Source organism: Priestia sp. ST2 (genome assembly GCF_055810735.1).
On the sequence record NZ_JBVVNT010000003.1, the window covers coordinates 531,171 to 547,973 of the forward strand.

18 protein-coding genes are annotated in these 16,803 nt (G+C 37.1%); 5 read left to right on the top strand and 13 right to left on the bottom strand.

Translation table 11 applies throughout. The features are described from left to right. Positions 1-12: 12 nt before the first annotated feature. The 4 genes from AC0KUU_RS15105 to AC0KUU_RS15120 all read right to left on the bottom strand — a co-directional run bounded on the left by AC0KUU_RS15105 (position 13) and on the right by AC0KUU_RS15120 (position 1,821). Complete coding sequence (locus AC0KUU_RS15105; protein WP_016763296.1) at positions 13-459, bottom strand: S24/S26 family peptidase; 447 nt, start codon at positions 457-459, stop codon at positions 13-15. Further along, positions 449-715 carry a PqqD family protein gene (locus AC0KUU_RS15110; protein WP_016763295.1) on the bottom strand — a complete coding sequence of 89 codons (267 nt, stop codon included), beginning with the start codon at positions 713-715 and terminating at the stop codon, positions 449-451. Before AC0KUU_RS15110 ends, AC0KUU_RS15105 begins: the two co-directional genes overlap by 11 nt. Then, the gene (locus tag AC0KUU_RS15115; protein ID WP_340597999.1) at positions 715-1,497 is read right to left on the bottom strand and encodes a hypothetical protein; all 783 of its coding nucleotides are present in this window, start codon (positions 1,495-1,497) and stop codon (positions 715-717) included. The genes AC0KUU_RS15110 and AC0KUU_RS15115 overlap by 1 nt, the downstream gene beginning before the upstream one ends. Before the next feature lie 153 nt (positions 1,498-1,650). Next, on the bottom strand, positions 1,651-1,821 hold the full coding sequence (locus AC0KUU_RS15120) for a hypothetical protein (protein WP_160297360.1): 171 nt from the start codon (positions 1,819-1,821) through the stop codon (positions 1,651-1,653). 686 nt (positions 1,822-2,507) lie between these two features. Here AC0KUU_RS15120 and AC0KUU_RS15125 point away from each other — a divergent pair. After that, positions 2,508-3,230: a hypothetical protein gene (locus AC0KUU_RS15125; RefSeq protein WP_340598001.1), complete on the top strand. Its 723-nt coding sequence runs from the start codon at positions 2,508-2,510 to the stop codon at positions 3,228-3,230. A gap of 184 nt (positions 3,231-3,414) precedes the next feature. After that, positions 3,415-4,347, top strand: a complete 933-nt coding sequence (locus tag AC0KUU_RS15130) for an aldo/keto reductase (RefSeq protein WP_025749635.1) — start codon at positions 3,415-3,417, stop codon at positions 4,345-4,347. 37 nt (positions 4,348-4,384) lie between these two features. On the opposite strand, the gene AC0KUU_RS15135 is transcribed toward AC0KUU_RS15130, so the two are convergent. Further along, positions 4,385-4,738, bottom strand: a complete 354-nt coding sequence (locus tag AC0KUU_RS15135; protein WP_043980022.1) for a DUF4181 domain-containing protein — start codon at positions 4,736-4,738, stop codon at positions 4,385-4,387. A gap of 32 nt (positions 4,739-4,770) precedes the next feature. Continuing rightward, positions 4,771-5,640 (bottom strand): LysR family transcriptional regulator, encoded by an 870-nt coding sequence (locus tag AC0KUU_RS15140; protein ID WP_340598003.1) that lies wholly within the window; start codon positions 5,638-5,640, stop codon positions 4,771-4,773. Between the two features lie 131 nt (positions 5,641-5,771). Here AC0KUU_RS15140 and AC0KUU_RS15145 point away from each other — a divergent pair, with 131 nt between their 5' ends. Both AC0KUU_RS15145 and AC0KUU_RS15150 read left to right on the top strand, forming a co-directional pair. After that, on the top strand, positions 5,772-6,446 hold the full coding sequence (locus AC0KUU_RS15145; protein WP_043980028.1) for a class I SAM-dependent methyltransferase: 675 nt from the start codon (positions 5,772-5,774) through the stop codon (positions 6,444-6,446). Positions 6,447-7,012: 566 nt separating this feature from the next. Further along, entirely contained in the window at positions 7,013-8,071 is a 1,059-nt protein-coding gene (locus AC0KUU_RS15150) for a L,D-transpeptidase family protein (protein WP_162213714.1), read from the top strand. A 67-nt stretch (positions 8,072-8,138) separates the two neighbouring features. On the opposite strand, the gene AC0KUU_RS15155 is transcribed toward AC0KUU_RS15150, so the two are convergent. Beyond that, a complete protein-coding gene (locus AC0KUU_RS15155) occupies positions 8,139-10,070 on the bottom strand; it encodes a hypothetical protein (protein ID WP_322551780.1) in 1,932 nt (643 codons plus the stop codon). A 136-nt stretch (positions 10,071-10,206) separates the two neighbouring features. Between AC0KUU_RS15155 and AC0KUU_RS15160 the strand changes: the two genes are divergently transcribed. Beyond that, positions 10,207-10,800: a YdbC family protein gene (locus AC0KUU_RS15160; protein ID WP_025749640.1), complete on the top strand. Its 594-nt coding sequence runs from the start codon at positions 10,207-10,209 to the stop codon at positions 10,798-10,800. Between the two features lie 32 nt (positions 10,801-10,832). Here the strand turns inward: AC0KUU_RS15160 and rpiA are convergent, their stop codons facing one another. The 6 genes from rpiA to AC0KUU_RS15190 all read right to left on the bottom strand — a co-directional run bounded on the left by rpiA (position 10,833) and on the right by AC0KUU_RS15190 (position 16,708). Beyond that, a complete protein-coding gene (gene rpiA, locus AC0KUU_RS15165; protein ID WP_025749641.1) occupies positions 10,833-11,501 on the bottom strand; it encodes a ribose-5-phosphate isomerase RpiA in 669 nt (222 codons plus the stop codon). Between the two features lie 82 nt (positions 11,502-11,583). Then, positions 11,584-12,174, bottom strand: coding sequence for a hypothetical protein (locus AC0KUU_RS15170; protein ID WP_043980032.1), 591 nt, complete (start codon positions 12,172-12,174; stop codon positions 11,584-11,586). A gap of 132 nt (positions 12,175-12,306) precedes the next feature. Next, a complete protein-coding gene (locus AC0KUU_RS15175) occupies positions 12,307-13,065 on the bottom strand; it encodes a carbon-nitrogen hydrolase family protein (RefSeq protein WP_162213712.1) in 759 nt (252 codons plus the stop codon). A gap of 67 nt (positions 13,066-13,132) precedes the next feature. Further along, on the bottom strand, positions 13,133-14,395 hold the full coding sequence (locus AC0KUU_RS15180) for a PTS ascorbate transporter subunit IIC (RefSeq protein ID WP_043980035.1): 1,263 nt from the start codon (positions 14,393-14,395) through the stop codon (positions 13,133-13,135). Positions 14,396-14,398: 3 nt separating this feature from the next. Then, positions 14,399-14,674: a PTS sugar transporter subunit IIB gene (locus AC0KUU_RS15185; RefSeq protein ID WP_013055730.1), complete on the bottom strand. Its 276-nt coding sequence runs from the start codon at positions 14,672-14,674 to the stop codon at positions 14,399-14,401. A gap of 15 nt (positions 14,675-14,689) precedes the next feature. Next, positions 14,690-16,708 carry a BglG family transcription antiterminator gene (locus tag AC0KUU_RS15190; RefSeq protein WP_043980037.1) on the bottom strand — a complete coding sequence of 673 codons (2,019 nt, stop codon included), beginning with the start codon at positions 16,706-16,708 and terminating at the stop codon, positions 14,690-14,692. Positions 16,709-16,803: the final 95 nt, after the last annotated feature.

Below are 16,803 nucleotides of genomic sequence, written 5' to 3' on the forward strand. Positions count from 1 at the left end.
TAAGCGATTAGCTTAATTAACTATTTTTTGATTAATATATTTTTTTAAGAAACGAGAGCTAAAAGGAAAAAAAAGCATTAACCAGCACCATATATAGTCAAAAGGAGCAGCCATATAAACTTTTTTTTGTTTTTTTCGGGAGATTGCCGTCAATTTCCCAATAACTTGTTCTCTCGTTACAGGCTCATCACAGCAAAGATTAGTATCTCCTTTAAATATATAGTGCAGCTGCTCGTTCTTGTATCTTGTTTTAATTAATCGATGAGCAATCAATTGCCCGCTTTTCGTATGAAAGAGACCAATATCACCTTTTTTTAAAACAGGTGCTTTTTCAAAGGTGCAAAGGTCATTTTGGCGAATGCAAGGGTACATGCTGAACCCCTCAGAAGGAAAATGGACATACCCTTTTTTTTCTATAACATTCTTCAACAATACTACGCTTTCTTGGTTAATTGGCATAATCAATCAATCCATATTTTATCAACTCAGAGAGAAAGCTTTCCATATCTTCAAACGAAAGCTCGTCTTCTATTTGATAATCCGTTTGCAAAGATTTGATAAGTGAAGGAATGGTACAAGGGTTTTCGAGTAAAGACCAGCAGCAACCTCCCAATTCGTTAATTTTTGTTACCGTATATGCTTCCGTGTTTAAAATTACCCATTCACTGTCAAGTTGAACGGCCTCCATATCTTGATTTCGAATAAACTGCTTCATTAGGATATCAACTCCCAAAACGTATTATTTTTTTGAAAATAAAGATCATATACAGGTACATAATCTAATACCTCTTTTATCATTTGAACAATTTTCTTTGTTTCTTCGCGGTCTTTATTCCAATAAAAGACTTTATCCATTATTTGAAGTAAAGCGCTTGCTTTTCCCAACTTTGTTCTCTCATTGTTTAAAGCTTGATGTAGCAGCTGAATACTTGCTAATGGAATAGTTCCTTTAATAGATGGAGCTGAGAGCTCACTCCGAAACGGAGAATTAAACACAGTAATTTGATTTTCTTCTACCTTTACAAGAGTTGCTTCATCAGAAAGAATGGGTCTTGGAGCGGACAATTGTGCACAAGTTGATTTTCCTGCTCCGGATTGGCCAGCAAATAAATGGGCCTTTCCTTTTTCAGTTGCACATGAGGAATGAATAAGTAGCCCCCAGTTGTGATAAACAATATAAGAACTATAAAAATTCATAAGCGCATGCTTTAAAGCTAATTCATCATAAATTTGAATTTGAGCCTTTCCCTCGCTCAAGTTTGCTTGAATTCTATAATCAGCCCTTTGAAAAGATATAGTATCTACCTTTTGTTCGACTTCTACTTGATAGTCTACAAAAGGAACTCCGTATCCATCTTCTATTCTTATAACCATATCTGGACGTTCAATTTCAGCAAAAAAAGGGTCGTAGTTTTTTTGAATTAAATTTAAAACCTGAAATGAATGACAAACAATTAAAGCTTGATGCTCTCCAATTCTCATTGTAACTTTTTCCATAATATGCTCCTTCAATTTTTAAATAGAGAAAAACAAGTAAATGTTAGGCATCTCTACAATCATCTATATGTAGCATTCGACATTCATTTAAAAATAATAGATTTTGTTAAGATGCCTAACAAGTGGGTTTAGAGCCTCTTCGTATATCCTTTTTTATGGTCTATTTGGATTGTTTGGTGGGAAATTAACACCTCCATTACCATGTCCAGGGTGGTCTTGGTTACCTTGTCCAGGATTCCAGCTTTGAGCAGTTTCAAATCTAATAGGCTGATGATCCATAACCATTGGGCGCTTAGATGATACGCCTGGTTGTTTTTTTGTCATTTTCATAATGTAGTCCTCCTTTCAATTCGTCATATTATTCAGATTATATATAATAATTTGAGGGTTCTTTTTTAACTCCTTGATCTCGAGAATTAAAGAAGTTACTATACCCCAACTCTCAGAAGCAAAGTGATAAGGTTTCCCCTCAACTATTAACCTAGTAACTAGAAAAACACTTCACAAAAAGTAATTTGTTTCACATGAATTTCACGCTTCTACACATTCTTTTTTAAATTTTTATATGTCCTTTAGACAAGGGGATAGAAGACAGTTGTGACACTACTTCCTTTCATACTTCATAATAATGTTCATTATAAAGAACGAAATTACGAAAGATATCCCTTGACTAGTCATTTAAACCTATGAAACCTGGGCTTATAATACTTAATAACTAGTTGTTTTCTATTATAAAGAACAAAATAAAAATAGTAAACCTTTATTAAGAACAAAAAGATATAAATTTTTACAAAATTCGTACCTTTATTAAGAACATCACTTATTTTTATTTTATTTATCTTTGTTTATTATTGGAATAGAAGCAAATTTATGTGGTAGATGAGTAAAAGTAGTAAACCGTCGTATATGTATCTAGCATATATATAATAATTTATACACTATTGTTAAATAGTGGTTTACGAGTTCCCTTAATGAGGTATATATTGGGTACTATGAAGTCGTAAAGAGGTGTGGGATACTTGTCATTATTTTTAAAGTGGAAGCAAAAGAAGCATGAAAAAGAAGTAGAGCGTGTTCTTGAGGAATCAATCTCAAAAAGAAAAGACTACTGGAACACAATTGGACATGTAGACGGAGACGTATTAACTCATTTGTTAAATCCCATGTTTTTTGGCGGGCCTGCTTGGCCATCTGGACGTCAAACATTTATTCGTGTTCAAAAAACAGAGACGGTTATTCTCGCAAGCGACGGCTTGTCCGATCCGTTTCAATCCCCCGAAGAAAAGAGCCGAAAGCAAGGAAAAGGTTTAGAATTCTATATCGAATGCGATGATGAATCTCTGCGCGGACCTGTATCTGATATCCAGGATCACTGGGCATTTGACCTTCTTTATCAAATGAGTCAAAATGCTGCCGCTCATCCTAATATGCTAGAACTATTCATAAAGCACGATATTCTTTCAATTGAATTTACTGATTTGGACGTACCGTCTCATTTTGTAAATGAAAATGGAGAAATTGGTGTATTGCTAGGCGTTCAGTCTCCTTCTGTTTCAGCTAGCCTCTCTTTACCTTACGAATCTATTAAACTGATTAGCATGAAGCTTCTTACACCAAACGAATTAGAGTATGTACGCGAACAAGGAGCGCAAGGACGCAGACAGCTTGCTGAAACATTTCAGCTGTCAAAAAGTTATCATATTACCATGACTAAAAGAGAATCTCTTATTTAGAAGAGGTTCTTTTTTTATTTCTGCTATTGAAATAGAGCCCTGTAGAATATACTCCTTATTTACATGTATCTCAAGTTCACATACTTTTTTAAAGCTGCTTTTCATATGAGCGTACTATTTTTGATTCATGGTATATTTTGCTATAGTAAAAAAGAAGATATAAAAAAGGAGATGGACGTTAGACATGGCAGAAAAAGTACAGATTGGAAAATCCGAATTATATGTTAATCCTATTGGACTTGGAACAAACGCTGTAGGAGGACATAACTTATATCCTAACCTAAACGAAGAAGTCGGCAAAGACCTTGTTCATAAGGCGCTAGATAATGGCATAAACCTCCTTGATACAGCGTTCATTTATGGTCCAAAACGTTCTGAAGAACTAATTGGCGAAGTGCTAAAAGAACGTGGAAATCGTGAAGAAGCGGTTATCGCCACAAAAGGAGCACATAAAATTGTTGGAGATGAGGTACTGCTAGACAACTCTCCTGCGTTTTTAAAACAGTCAGTTGAAGATAGCTTAAAACGCCTTCAAACAGATTATATCGATTTGTATTATATTCATTTCCCAGACAAAAACACACCAAAAGACGAAGCGGTTGGTGCGTTAAAAGAATTAAAAGATGAAGGTAAGATCCGTTCTATTGGCGTATCAAACTTCTCGTTAGATCAGTTAAAAGAAGCAAATAAAGATGGTTATGTAGACGTGGTGCAAGGCCAATATAACTTAATTCAGCGAGAAGCAGAAAACGATATTTTACCTTATACGGCTGCAAACCGCATTTCATTTATTCCTTACTTCCCGCTAGCTGCTGGTTTACTTGCTGGGAAATACGATAAAAACACAAAGTTTAATGACCTGCGCGAAGATATGCCTCATTTTATCGGGGAAGCATTTCAGCAAAATCTAGAAAAAGTAGAGCGTCTTCGTCAAATCTCTAGCGCAAAAGGCGTAGAAGTAGCTCATCTTGTTCTGGCTTGGTACTTAACGCGTGATTCAATTGATGTGTTAATTCCAGGGGCAAAACGCGCTGAACAAGTACTTGATAACTTAAAAACATTAGATGTTCAGCTCACTTCTTCCGAAATTAAAGACATTGATCATATTTTTAAATAATATAAAAAGAGCTTTGCCATAGGTAAAGCTCTTTTTTCTATACAATTCCGCTGGCTAATAGAACAAAAGCCGTAAAGAAGAATCCCATCTGTACAAAGCTTGTTACGTATTCTTTTGTTTCTTGTTTATATTTCCATTCATCTATACTTTTCAGCAAAATATTCACGATTAAGAATAGGAAAGATACGATATAAGGCTCTACAACCATAAAAATCATATCCAATATGAGAAAAAGAACAAAAGCTACCATTACATATTTGTCCCAACGTTCTAAAGCTAGACTTTCATACTCATATTTTCCCCAAAATTTGCTGCGAGGTCTATCAAGCACTTTTCCTAAAATAAAATCTACTACGACTGCTGCTCCTACTAGCATGATTAATATATACATCGTCATCTCTCCTTCCTTTTTATGGTATCATTTCAACTCGTTTCTGTTAAGGTCTCAGCTACAAAGTGCTTAAACTGCTTTATTTCTTCTGTTTCGCCTTTTGTTACGATATACGTGTGTGAAGAAGGCCGGATAATTTTTTGCTGTGAAATTACGCTTAACGTTTGATTTTCAACTTCCTTTTTCACCATAGAAAATGGCAAATAAGAGACGCCTAAACCTTCTTCAATAAAGCGCTTTGTAATTTCTACTTGCGTCACAGGAAGCAGCTGAATGTGAGGATAACAAGCCTTGAGTTGAAGGAGTAAATCTTCCCAATAAACAGGATGATTATTCGTAAGCAGCCGGTAGGAAGATAACAGCTCCTGTTCCGTACGTGCTCCTACAGAAAACGGGGCAACTAAGACTGCTTTTTCTTTGTGAATTAACTCATAAAAAACGTCTGCCTGACCCGGAAGCATCCTTGTTAATCCAATATCTGATTTTCTGTCGCTGATGTCTTTTCCCACTTGAAACGAATTCGTGATATTAACCGTGACTTCAATATGGGGATATCTCTCTACAAATTGTTTGATTAGACTCGGCAAAACTGATGCTGCTATTTGAGGAGCAGCGGATATAGTCAACTTTCGGTTATATCCTTGCTTCCATAGCTTAAAATCCTCTACTCCTTCCTCATATGCTCTCACCATTTTTTGAGCATGAGGCAAAAAAAAGCGTCCTGCCTCAGTCAGCGCGATATATTTACCTTTTTTTTCAAAAAGCTCATCTCCTAATTCTTGCTGCAGTCGCTGAATATGCTTTGATACAGCAGGCTGCGTTAAAAATAAATCTTCAGACGCTTGTCTGAAATTTTCGTAAGAAGCCGCTACGATGAATGTTTTTAGCCATTTGATCTCCATTTTCTTCTCTCCATCTCTTTCTATTCATAACAAACTGGAATCAATACTGCTTATTTTTGTTTATTTTCTTTTCTATCAAACTTCTATACGATATATGTATCTCAATATTACCAAATAAAGGAGCTGTAAAAATGAAAAATAACGTTAAAGAAAAATTTAATGCTCATGCTTCTCAGTATGATGAGCAGCGCCGCAAACTCATTCCTTGTTTTTTGGATTTTTATTCTATTCCCGTTTCGCTTCTTCACTTTTCAAAAAAGCCGCTTCGCATACTTGATATCGGAGCAGGTACAGGCTTGTTTTCTTCTTTTGTTAAAGAAAAGTACCCAGATGCGCATTTCACGTTGATTGACGTCTCAGATCAAATGCTTGAAAAAGCAAGGGAACGCTTTAAAAATGAACAGCATATAGAATTTATCGTATCAGATATAACAAGCTACAAATTTGAGCACTCATTTGACATTGTGATTTCTTCACTTGCTATCCATCATTTAGAAGACAAACAAAAACACAAGCTTTATGAACAAATTTATGATTTGCTGCATACAGGAGGAATATTTATTAATGCCGATCAAGTATTAGGCCATTCTTCTATTATTGAAGAGTTATATAAAAAAGATTGGAGCGAACGAATTGCCGCAAGCGGATTAACTCATGAGCAAATTGAGGCTGCTCATGAACGTACGAAGTTAGATAAAATGGCAACCCTACATGATCAGTTAAATTGGTTAACAGCAAGCGGGTTCAGCGCAGTGGATTGCATTTATAAATTTTTTAATTTTGTTGTAATGTATGCTCAAAAATAACGGTTTAAAAACTACTTGTCTCTTTGCAAGTAGTTTTTTTACTCTCTCCCTCCCTATATTCGAATAAGAATATTTATCTATTTCCACAAAACTACGCATACTTCTTTTCCAGTTTCGTATATCTAATAATAGCTTCGTTCTCCTTAACTTTTGAATTTTTTGTACATAAAACCCATATAAAGTATTTTTATACTATTTTATGTCTTTTTATGGTATAAAAAATACAACTATGTTACAATATGATTACAAAACAATCTGTATAACGCTTTCATTTCTTTACACGAAAATGAAGAACTGGAAAGGGTGTGATGCTTATTTAAATATGAATCCGCTAGATTAGTAAACTTATATTCCTAAAATTGTACAAAGTATCAAGAAAAACTTAGTTATTCTTATTATTATAAATTCCCGCTAGTAAAGTCTTTCTACTTAATGATTTCCTTATTAAGCCCATACATACAGGTATAGAAAATGCAGCTATTCGTCTTTTATTTTATTAGTGAAGAATTTATAGTACCGCCTGAAGCATACGTTTTTCATTAATGCAGCCTAAGGAGGCGCAGCACATGGCAAATAGAATATCAAGAACAACTATCGTACTCATAGCGGCTATTTTAGCTCTAGCCTGCTTGTTTGTAGGAGTTCCAAAAACAGAAGCTGCTTCAACACCATCTCATTTAATTATCATTAACAAAGCGACAAACAAACTCGCTTATTATCAAAATGGTTCACTTGTCCGAACGTTTTCAGTAGCAACAGGACGCACGCAGTCTCTTACACCAGAAGGCCATTTCAAAGTAGTAAATAAAATTGTCAATCGCCCTTATTACTCAGGGAACATTCCTGGTGGAGACCCTAGAAACCCTCTTGGCAATCGCTGGCTAGGTCTAAATGCGAGAGGTACATACGGCACGACATATGCTATTCACGGAAATAACAATCCTGCTTCCATCGGCAAATATGTAAGCAGCGGATGTGTTCGTATGTACGATGAAGAAGTCGCATGGTTATTTAGTAAAGTGACCGTCGGTACACCGGTTGTGATTACAACTTCTTCTAAATCATTTAACGACATTGCAGCAGCAAACGGGTACAACGTTTCTGGAAACTCAGGTTCTACTCCAGCTCCTTCTACAGGAACTGTTTTAAAGAAAGGCAGTAAAGGAAATGCAGTTAAAGAACTTCAGCAGAAACTAACTTCACTTGGCTATAATACACAAGGTACGGACGGTGTGTTCGGTGCCAATACAGATTCCGCTGTTCGTAAGTTCCAAAAAGACCACGGCTTAACGGCTGACGGCATTGTTGGCCCATCAACATATAAAGCTTTAGGAAGTTCAGGAGCGAACCCGACGACACCAACAAACCCGACAAATCCAAAGCCAACAAATCCACCAGCAGATACAACAATTAACACAAAACAAACGCTGAAAAAAGGAAGCAAAGGCAGCAATGTTCAAGCTCTTCAAAAGAAATTAACAGCGATTGGCTATAATACAAAAGGTACGGACGGTATCTTCGGTGCCAATACGGAAGCTGCTGTACGTAATTTTCAAAAAGACAATAAGCTAGCAGTGGACGGCATTGCCGGACCTAATACTCTAACTGCTATTTCCAAACGCTAATAGAGCCTGATTTCAGGCTCTGTTTTTTTATTGATAAACCGCTTTTTTTACATCGCGCCTTGACCCCTTAATGAACCAGTACGCCGTCTTTCTTTTCTACGACATACTTAATTAGCTGATAAACCGTTCTCATAAGATTTTGCTGCTGATAGATATCATTTTTGGCAGGAATTACGTTTTCTATCAGTCTGCTATATTTGTAGGCTTGATCGTCTTCTTTTTCTTTATAAAGAGCAAGCCAGTCATTACGGGAATTCTCAAGCAGCTGCTCGTTCAAATAGGAATAAACAACGCTTGCAAACTCACCTGCCAATTCTTGAATAACCTGCTGTCGTTCCGTGACAGAATGATAGGTACTTGACCATCCAGACGGCTGGCTTAAAAAATGCTCATACACAGATGAAATAACGGCTGAGGCAATAGCTGGTACCGGTCCTTCATGCTCTCCTAAAGCAATCTTCAAACACGCTTCTCTATCCATATAAGGAATGTTCAGCGACTCCATCGCTTCATAAAAAGCCTGGGAAACGGTCAAATTTAAATAAATAGGATGCAGCTCATGCTGTTTTTTTCTCACTCCTGATACTAAAGCTGAACTTAAGTCTTTATATAGGACATCACTCTCTTTAGCTTCCTCGTGTACACGTTCTAAAATAGACGTTTTGCCTACTGTTAAATAGTAGTGAAGCTGCTTTCTCATAAGCGGTGAAACGCTTTTAAGCGCATAATCTATCATTTTAGCCATGGCATGTTTTTTAGCATAATCCGTACGGCAGCTTGGAGAGGTCAGCAAATCTCCGTGTGTAACACAAACGTTTACCTTAGCACCGTGCCCATGTACGATGAGCTGTTGAAGAAATTGAATATCTAATTCTTTAAGCCCATGATGTACGTATAAAATAGAAGCTGCTTGTTTAAAAGAATCGTGGATGGTGCTCGTATATTCAAAACACGGATGTTCGCAAATCGCTACCCCTTTTTTAAAAGAAAAAGGGCCGGAAACTTCAATTCTACGAAATAATGGATAAATAAGACGTCCATTATTTTCTTCTTCTTCATTTGTTAGCGCCCCAAAGGAAGACAGCTCTTTTGCTGTGAGACGGCAGGATACTGGCCAGTCGTCTTCTCCTACTTCCCACGTTCCTTCCTTATATTCTCTCAACCGGGATTCAATTGTCAGAAGCATTTGCTCGGTGATTTTCCTACATTCAAGCCGCTTGTGCCATACCTCTGCAAAATCTCTTCCTTCTTGATCAACAGCGTCTTTTACTATTTCACTTTCTCGTTTAATTGCATCTACAAATTGTTTGAATGAACTATTTTCATCGCTCATTCTTAAAGGAACATCATCATTAAAGTAACGGGCTTTGTATGGGATATCCCCTAAAAGAGCGCGCAGATTAAAAGAAGAATCTCCGTGTAATAACTCAAAGACCAAGTCATAATCCGTGCCTCCTTCAGCATACACTTCAGCGCTTCTTGATAGGATATTCTCCACTTTCCTTTGCACTTCACTTCGCGTAAAAAAAGAGACAGCAGCTTCATAGTGTTGGGAATCCTTCACCTTATACGTAGCAGAATAAGCGCCTTTACTGCCTATTCCTAGAAAGCCACATTCTTTTTTTATACCAAGAAGCTGGCGGATTAAGGCTGTTTTGCCGCTTCCTTGTTCTCCGATAACATGAATGTACTCATACTCGCTGTCAATTTGTTCGCTCGTCCTTTTTTCAATATCGTTATAAAAAGCATTCACTACTCGTTCATCATATCTTGCTTTTGCTCTGCCTTTTGCAGTACTTGTCCAAAAATCCTGCACTCTCAGCAGTTCATTCATCTCTTCAACCAGAATGTCAATTTCATCGTGTTGCTCTGTATACATAAACCGTTTAACAAACGGGTGCGATCTTCCTCTTTCATCTTTTTTAAACGGATGCTGAAACATAATTGACCAGCCTTTTCGCATAGGAGATTGACAGGCTTTTGCACGAAAAACTTTCATTCATTTCCCCTTCTTTCCCTAACATTGTCCTATTTGAAATGTATGGCTTTTAAAGGGGGGATATGTCTATGATTTTCCTCTTTTTAGAAGGATTTTCCCTTCATTTATCGAAGTAATTAATTGAGGTGATGGGAGAATGTTGACAAAAATTGTGAAATGCAGCATACCGACTGATAAAAAAGCATCTTTTTCATATACGCAACAGCATTGGGCTGCTCTTGCACACGTGAATGGTTTCATTGGCCAATTAGGGGGTTGGAACGTGGAAGATGAAACAGATGCTTGTATTCTAGCTCTGTGGGAAGATGGAACAACTTATCAAGAATTCATGAAGCATACTCATGATTCTATTTTTTATAAAAGCAAGCAGGATCAAACATATACGAATTTGGACGTTTCAACATCAGATCCGTCCTACTTCATAGGAGCACGCTACAATTATTATCGAAGCAGCGCCATTGAAAGCCGTTATTTAGTAAAGACGGAAATTGAAGTCGATTTTTACGACAAAGAAGATATCCATGAGATGGTAAAAAGCTTGATAAATCCTTCTTATCGCTGTTTATCTCACGTTGTATCACCAATCGAGCATAGCAAGCTTATCATTTTTTCATTATACGGATCTGCTTGTCCGCAAAAAACAATTGATACTTTCGTTCATCCAAATGTACTGAACGCGTCTCAATACATATATCAATTAGAGAAAAATTGGAACGTTCTTTCCAATTAAAAAATAGAAGCCTAGGCCCGACGCCAAAGCTTCTATTTTTTTATGATATGAACATCTTGGTTTTGTACGGTAATGACTTCCTCCGTCATTCCTACAAACAAACCGCTTTCTACTACGCCTGGGATCCTTATCAGCTGTTTTTCCAACTCAGCAGGATTTTCAATTTCTGAAAAATGGCAGTCTAGAATGTAATTTCCGTTATCGGTGATAAACGGCGTATGATCATCTAAAAGCCTAAGCTGCGGTACACAACCTGCACTGCGAATGTGCTTCGCCGTCATTTCCCAGCCAAAACGTATAACTTCAACAGGAAGAGGAAAAGCTCCTAGCGTCTTCACTATTTTCTTAGAATCTGCAATCACGATAAACCGCTTCGCTGCGTACGCAATCATTTTTTCTCGAAGCAGCGCGCCTCCTCCTCCTTTAATTAAAGAAAGTTCGCTATCTACTTCATCTGCTCCGTCAATTGCTATATCAATATATTCAACATCTGCTAAGGTAACAATGGGAATACCTAGTTTCCTTGCCAGCTCTTCTGTTTTTTGAGAAGTAGGAACCGCTTTGATGTGTAATCCATTTTTTACTCGTTCACCTAGTTTTACAATTGTATAATAAGCTGTTGAACCTGTCCCTAGCCCTACAATCATTCCATCTTCAACAAATTGTGCTGCTTTTTCACCAACTGCTTGTTTTTCAATCATACAAAGGCCTCCTTACTCATATTGTACCCGTTTACATAAAAAAGGAAAAGTATTATGAACCCTTACGTAAAAACTCAGCTGACTACTCAGCTGAGTTTTTTTGAAACTGTGTATTTAGAAGAATTTTTTCTACCCAATACTGCTGTTTTGTACTGTTTGTCTGTTCGCTGCTTTTTAGTTCAAACGTATAGTAAATATACTTGTCTGAATAATCATCATTCACATAAGCATGGTAAATGCTATGCTTTCCATCTCTTGTTTGTTTTTTCACATAAATCGTTGCATTTTTACCTTTTAACATGTAATCAGGCTGAAACGCATCTATTTTATTTTGAGCTGCTTTGCTTTTTTTCTTAGAAAATAAAGCCGTTATTTTCCCAGCATTGTATGAATCATTTTCCTTCGTTGATGCTGTCCATACTTCACTTTCATCTTCACTGCTTTTATAAGAAGATTTATGAATAACATACTGAAGCGGAAACCACATCCTATATTGATTGGTATCCGAAGTAAATAATTCAAATCCATTGTCTGTTTGTTCATGATCGACCAAAAATGTACTCGTAAACTTATCTGCCTGCGCTTCACTTTTAAATTTCCCGCTTTGAAATAGCCAAATTCCTACGGCAATAACCAATGCTCCGGCTACTGATGCGACTTTTTTTCGATCCATTGTTTCCACACACCTTTTAATACCCCTTTAACTTTTGATAATACCATATTGACGTTTATATCGTCATAAGGAGAAATAACCAAAGGGTTATATGAGCGCACATGCTAATTTAACTAGAGAAAATAAACTTTTTTACAATAGTAAATTTGATAACAGACGCTGAGCTAACAGCCGGTTAGCCTCACCGGGCTCTAGCGTATACGTTAGTAGTTCTTGCTTTTCAGCTTTCGCTTTTATCAAACATTCACCCTTTGGAGAAAGAAGAGAAGTTGTGCTTTTTTGGTTCTCTAAGGCATAATTCACGCTTGCAAAGTAAATACCATTCTCCGTACTTCTTGCAATCATTGCATAATCATAAAACTTCGGATCTGGTACTTCACCAGTAAACTGTGGATGAAACACAATGCTTGCTCCTCTTATAGCAGCCCATCGGACAGTTTCAGGATAGCGCCATCCTTCATGGCAAATGACAATACCGAATTTCACGCCGTTTATTTCAAACAACTGGCGGCCATTTCCAGGCTTATAACCAAATTGATCTTCTGCTGGATCAATTTGATTTTTAGTTTGATACCCTAATTCTTTTCCATTTTCATCAATTACAAAAGCAGTTAAATGCATACCAAGTTCGTCGCGCCACTCCAGTGGTAAAATTACGTTGAGCTTTAACTGTTTGGCAAGCAACTTAACTCTATAAAGCGTATTTTGTTGAATTTCGTGATTGTATGTCTCAACTTCAAAACCCACTCCTCTAAGTCCCGGCACAATTGATTCTGGAAAACATGCAAGGTTACACCCTTCTTCTGCTGCTTGTTTCATATAATTTTCTACCGTTTCTATGCCCTCTGCGGCTGACTTTGGAAATCTCACTTGAGCTAACCCAATTTTCATTCATTGCTCCTCCGTTTCCAATATCATAAAAAACTCATGCTACTAGCGTAACATGAGTTTTTTATCTTTACGTAAATAATTTAATTAGCATGCTAAGAAGAATACCTACCGCACTAAAGTCCGAATCTCCAAATGTTGTGCCTTTAAAACCTAACGACGCGAGAACAGGCAGTAAAATAGCCGGTAAAAAACTAATTAAGATTCCATTGGCAAATGACCCGACCACTGCTCCTCTTCTTCCCCCCGTCGCATTTCCAAATACTCCGGCAGCTGCTCCCGTAAAAAAGTGCGGAACGAGGCCTGGCACGATAATACTTAGACCAAATAGAGGCAAAAAGAACATTGAAATGAGACCTGCGATAAAGCTTGAAAAGAATCCAATGACCACTGCGTTAGGAGCAAACGGAAACACAGTTGGACAATCTAGAGCTGGAATGGCATTTGGTACCGCTTTGTCAGCAATTCCTTTAAATGCTGGTACAATTTCTGCTAAAAGCATACGAACACCCGCCAGCACGACATATACTCCTGCTGCAAAAGTGATTGCTTGAATTAGCGAGTACACAATAAAATTTTGACCCCCGCTTAATTTTGTTTCGATAAATGCAGGACCTGCAAAAAGTGCAACAACAATAAATAAAACGGTCATGGTCAGTGAGACAGAAACGGATGTATCCCGAAGAAATCCTAAGGATTGAGGAACTTTAATTTCTTCTGTTGTTTTTTCGCGATTTCCTACTCGCTTGCCGATAAACCCTGCTACTAAATAGCCTAAGGAACCAAAATGACCAACGGCAATATCGTTTGACCCTGTAATTTCACGCACATACGGCTGAAGCAGTGCAGGAAATAAAACCATTAAAATACCTAATAATAGTGAACCGATCAAAACCAAAGGTGCTCCCGTTAACCCGCCGGTAGATAAAATTGCTGCAATCAAACAAGCCATAAACATGGTGTGATGCCCAGTTAAAAAGATATACTTAAATTTCGTGATGCGCGCGATAATGATATTTACAATCATACCTAAAAGCATAATCATCGCTGTTTCTGTACCAAACGTTTGTTGAGCTACAGCTACAATTGCTTCATTATTAGGAATGATGCCTTCAACGGAAAACGCTTTATTAAACATTTTTCCAAACGCTTCAAGTGAAGCAATTAATATATTAGCTCCCGCTCCTAATATAAGAAAACCCATAATTGTTTTTAAGGTGCCTGATACAATATCTGCACTTTTTTTCTTTTGAAGCAACAAACCGATTAGTGCAAACAACCCTACTAGAATAGCGGGTGTTCCTAATATATCTTTCATAATTAAATCAAACATGGCTTACGCCTCCACGAAGTATTTTTGCAGTGCTCCTTTAATTTCCGCTTGATTTAAAATGTTTTGCAGTGCCACGACCGTGCGAGTGCCATCATCCAATTGATTTACAATATCTGCAGATCCTAAATAGATATCTGCCTGCTCCGTTTTACTAGTTGTTAAATCCGTATGAGATACCTGTGCTTCAACACCAAGCTCTACTAAAATTTTCTTTACATTCATTTCCACAATAAAACTGCTTCCTAAACCGTTTCCGCATACAACTAAAATCTTTTTCATTTTTTATCTCTCCTTTTAATTTGAGTAAGCTTCAATTAATGCAAGCATTTCTTGTTTTGTATTCATAGCAATAAGCTTGTCAATATTATCGTTTTCAGATAGCATCATTGAAAGCTGTGACAATGCTTTTAAGTGGGTTTCATTATCAGTAGCAGCAAGTACGATAATAAGCTGCGCTCCGTGCTGTTTTTCAGTAGAAAAATAGACCGGCTCCTTTAAACGAAGCATGCTCATACCCACACGATTTACACCTTGTTCCGGCCTTGCGTGAGGGAGCGCAACTTTTGGCGCAATAACAATATAAGGGCCTAACTGTTCTACACTTTTGATCATTGCTTCTACATAAGAAGGTTCAATATATTCATAGTTCAACAAAGGCTTGGCAGCCAGCCTAACAGCTGATTTCCAATCGTCTGCTGAATCTGTAAGCTGCAAGAATGGCTCTTGCAATACTTCATGCAACATTGGCTTTTTATCCTCTCTTACCATTTTTTTAGATTGCTGTATTACTAGTTTTAAATTAGCTAACAGAGCTGGTTCATCCTGAATATTTGCATGCTGCTTAATAATACCCATTATGGCTTGAGTGGTTAGCTGAGAAGAAGCTGGTTCAACTAAGTCGATTAACCGCTGCTTTTCATCATCCGTTAAAATAGGATTCACAAGCATCACATTCATTCGCTTTTTTAATGGCGTAGTTGTAATAACTAAATCATAGGTTTCTTTAAACTGCTCATAATCTCTTACCGTCATTGGCCCTATCAATTCAGCATCTGTTAACAGTTGTTCAAGCTGATACTGAAGCATACGGGACGTTCCAATTCCATTGGCACAAACAATAACAATACGCTTTTGTTTTTGCCTTCCCTCTTGTTTTTTCATCCATCCTCCGAAATGAAGAGCAAAATAAGAAATTTCGTCTTCATTAATACGTGTTTGAAGGCTGTTTTCCAAAGGAAGCAACGCTTTTTTTGTCAGTTCTACTATATCCTGATACTTTGTTTGAATAGCCGAAAGCATAGGGTTAGGGAGGTGAATATTATAGAGAAGCCTGTAATAAGCCGTCTTCAAATGAATATATAAATTTTGTTCAAGACGATTTCGATCTTCAAATACCACACAAGCATATGCTTGAAACCGTGATACCATTTCTTTTACAATGCTTCTCATCCAATCATCACTATCTGCTTGATTTACTACATTTACTTTTGCACTTAGTAAAACCGTGGCCAGATAATGTTTTTCTTGAGGTGGAAAATCAAATCCTAAAACGCTTTCAATTTCTTGGAGCGCTTTGTACTGCCTGGTTTTTTCTAATTCGTCTTTTCTAGTAATCAAGGCGTCTACATAGCGCTTGCCTCCAATACGCTGAATACAGAACGTGAGCATATAGGCTAATTGCGTCAGCATCTTGTCTGTAAACGCCATTCCCAGTTTATCTTCACACTCTACAAGCCAGTTATAAATCATTGAATATTCGTAATCTGCTTTCATGACCCTTTTCAACAACTCTTCTTGATGTTGACTTAATAATTCTGTGATGTGTATATAAAGCAAATTTCGAATGTCGCTTTCAGATCCTTTTACTTCGTACCCATCTTTATAGCTATATGTCAAAGATATGCCTTTCTTTGCCCACTTGTTTTTTAAGTCTTTAATATCTTGTAAGACAGTGTTGCGACTAACTTCTGTTTCATCCATGAGCTGCTGAGTTCCGATTTTCCCGCCTCGAAGTATACACATCAAAGCAACGTATATTTGCCGGTCCTCAACTGATAAGTAAGCAGATGGCATAACATGAGAAAATTGTTTAGCAACTTGGTCCTTTGCTTGATCGTTTAGAAAAAAGCCTTTCCCATATGTGTACTGAACAAACTCTAATTCTTGCTGGCACAGCCAATCGTTAATTTTCTCAATATCATAATAGATAGTACGCCTTGACACTTGAAACTGCTTCATTAACTCTTGTACTGATATAAATGTTGCGGCTTGAAGCAAAACCTGCAATACGGCCGTACTGCGTTTGTCTAACAAATGAATCACCTTCAGTCCAATTCGTGCACAAATTGAAATACTTACTATGCTTTATGCTTTTACTATACTACGGGTCTTACAAAATGATTAGACCG